The organism is Pseudonocardia pini (genome assembly GCF_013870575.1).
Taxonomy (GTDB): domain Bacteria; phylum Actinomycetota; class Actinomycetes; order Mycobacteriales; family Pseudonocardiaceae; genus Pseudonocardia; species Pseudonocardia pini.
On record NZ_JACBXB010000712.1, the window covers coordinates 1 to 2,893 of the forward strand.

At 73.6% G+C, this 2,893-nt stretch carries 3 protein-coding genes; all 3 read left to right on the plus strand.

Translation table 11 applies throughout. The annotated features are described in order from the left end of the window. Positions 1 to 221 (plus strand): 2Fe-2S iron-sulfur cluster-binding protein (locus H5J29_RS27610; RefSeq protein WP_181783920.1); only part of this gene is annotated, 221 nt, incomplete at its 5' end. A 142-nt stretch (positions 222 to 363) separates the two neighbouring features. Further along, complete coding sequence (locus H5J29_RS27615) at positions 364 to 1,455, plus strand: ABC transporter ATP-binding protein (protein WP_181783921.1); 1,092 nt, start codon at positions 364 to 366, stop codon at positions 1,453 to 1,455. Positions 1,456 to 1,471: 16 nt separating this feature from the next. Then, the gene (locus tag H5J29_RS27620) at positions 1,472 to 2,830 is read left to right on the plus strand and encodes an ABC transporter substrate-binding protein (RefSeq protein WP_181783922.1); all 1,359 of its coding nucleotides are present in this window, start codon (positions 1,472 to 1,474) and stop codon (positions 2,828 to 2,830) included. Positions 2,831 to 2,893: the final 63 nt, after the last annotated feature.

A 2,893-nucleotide genomic window follows, 5' to 3' on the forward strand; every position in this document is an offset into this window, starting at 1 on the left:
TCCCGCCGGGTACGAGCCTGCTCGACGCCGCGGAGGCGGCCGGTGCCGACGTTGTGCAGTCCTGCCGCGAGGGGACCTGCGGGACCTGCGAGACGGTGGTGCTCGCAGGCGAGCCCGAGCACCGGGACTCGGTGCTCGACGCGGCCGACCGCGAGGCGGGCGACGTGATGCTGATCTGCGTCTCCCGAGCCCGCGGGGACCGCGTGGTGCTCGATCTCTGATCGATCCGCAGGAACTGCCGATCGTCGCAGGTCAGAGGCCGTCCTCGTGCGACACCACGGGCCCGTCCGGCCCCGTTGTTCACCCCGCCGCCATCCCGCGCTGCTGACATCCGCGCCGAACCCCGGCACGAAGGAGAGACCCGTGAGCAGTATCCGGATCGAGGGCCTGACCCGCCGCTTCGGTGACGTGACGGCCGTCGACGGCGTCTCGCTCGACGTGGCCGACGGCGAGTTCCTCGTCCTGCTCGGCCCGTCCGGCTGCGGGAAGTCCACGCTGCTGCGGATGATCGCGGGGCTGACCCCGCCGACCGGCGGCCGGATCCTGCTCGACGACCGTGACATCACCGCCGCCGCCCCGCGCGAGCGGGACCTGGCGATGGTCTTCCAGAGCTACGCCCTCTACCCGCACCTGACCGTCGCGCGCAACATCGGCTTCCCGCTGCGCGCCCGGCGCCGCCCGGACGTCCATGCGAAGGTCGCCGAGGTCGCCGCCGTGCTCGGGCTGGAGGAGCTGCTGGACCGCCGCCCGCGGGCGCTGTCCGGTGGGCAGCGCCAGCGTGTCGCCCTCGGCCGAGCGCTGGTCCGCGACCCCGGCGCGTTCCTGCTCGACGAGCCACTATCCAACCTGGACGCGACGTTGCGCACCGCCACCCGCGCCGAGCTGACCGACCTGCACCGGCGGCTGCGGTCCACGTTCGTCTACGTCACCCACGACCAGGTCGAGGCCATGACGATGGCCACCCGCATCGCCGTCCTGAACGGGGGTCGCCTCGAGCAGGTCGGCACCCCGCAGGAGGTCTACGACGCCCCGGCGTCGACCTTCGTGGCCGGGTTCATCGGCGCGCCCGCGATCGGCCTGCTGCCCGCCGAGCTGCGCAGCGTCGACGGCTCGCTCCGGGCGGTCGGCGCCGGCGTGGACCTCCCGCTGGGTGGCGGCGAGGGCGGCCGAGACGTCCTCGTCGGCGTCCGGCCCGAGCATCTCCGGATCGGGTCGGGCGACGCGGAGCTGCGCGGCACCGTCCGCCTCGTCGAGAACCTCGGCGGCGAGGAGGTCGCGCACATCGAGGTCGGCTCGGGTCGCGTCGCCCTGCGCGGACCCCGCCCCCTCCGCCTCGCCGCGGGCGACGCCGTGTCCCTGACCTGCGATCCCGACCGGATCCACCTCTTCTCCGCCACCAGCGGCCGTCGCCTGGTGCGCGCCCCCGAACCCGCCCGCTCCGCGGTCGCGGTCTGATCCTCCAGGAGGAACCGTGCGTCCCCTTCGTCTCGCCGCCGCGCTCGTCGCCGCGGCCCTGGTGGCCGGCTGCGGGGTCGGCGGCTCGGCCGACACCGCCGCCGGCGCCGTCGAGCGCGCTCCCGAGCTCGCCCCCGACCAGCAGGTCTCGATCACCTTCGAGTCCTACAACTTCGGCCAGGCCGGACCCTGGACCGACACCTTCAACGGCCTGCTCGCGACCTTCCGGGCGCAGCACCCGAACATCACCGTGACCGCGCAGAAGCCACAGGGCACGAGCTCGAACCCGGCCGCCGACACCATCTCCAGCATCCAGACCCAGGCCGCGACGGGGAACACCCCGGACGTCGCCCAGGTCGGCTTCTCGGACATGGGCTTCGTCGTGGACCAGCTCGGCGCCAAGCCGCTCGACGACCTCGTCGGCGCCGACGAGGTGGCGCAGACCCTGGGCGGGGCCCACCCGTACGCGCCCGCCGCCGCCTCGCTCGGTGAGCTGAACGGCAAGCCCTACGGCGTGCCGTTCGTGCTGTCCACGCCGGTGCTCTACTACAACGCCTCGCTGTTCACCGCCGCCGGACTGGACCCCGCGAACCCGCCCGCGACCTGGGCCGACGTCGCCACCGCGGCGGCGGCGATCAAGGCCGCCACCGGCAAGGAGGGCGCCTACGCGGACTGCGTGACCACCACGGCGAAGGACTGGTGTCTGCAGAGCATCATCCGGTCCAACGGCGGCCGGGTGCTCTCCGAGGACCGTTCGACCCTGCAGTACGCCGAGCCGCAGTCGGTCCAGGCCGTGTCGACCCTGGCGGACATGGTCCGCACCGGCGCGAGCCCGAAGTTCAGCCAGCAGCAGGCCGTCGAGGCGTTCGCGCGCGGCGAGCTGGGCATGATCCTGGAGTCGTCCTCGCTGCAGGGCACGTTCGGCAAGGGCGCCAAGGGCGCGGGCTGGGAGCTGCGGGGGGCGGCCACGCCGTCCTTCGGCAGCACCCCGGCGGTCCCGACCAACTCCGGCGCCGCGCTCTACGTGCTGTCCGCCGACCCGGCGAAGCAGCGCGCGGCGTGGGAGCTCATCACGTTCCTGACCGGTGACGAGGCGTTCACCGAGATCGCGAAGAACATCGGCTACCTGCCGCTGCGCACCGGGCTGATGGACTCCACGCTGAAGGACTGGGCCGCCGCCAACCCCACGACCGCGATCAACGTCGACCAGCTCAACCGCATGGAGCCGTGGGTGTCGTTCCCCGGCACCGGCTACCTGCAGGTGCGCGACGGGATGATGGACGCCGTCGAGAAGGTCGTCCTGCAGGGGGCCGACCCGCAGGCCACCCTCGCCGAGGCCCAGCAGCGGGGCCAGGCGCTCCTGGGGGCCGGATGACCTGGCTCGCCGTCGTCTCGGCAACCCGGCCAACACCAACGCCCTCATCGCGCAGTCCTCGGC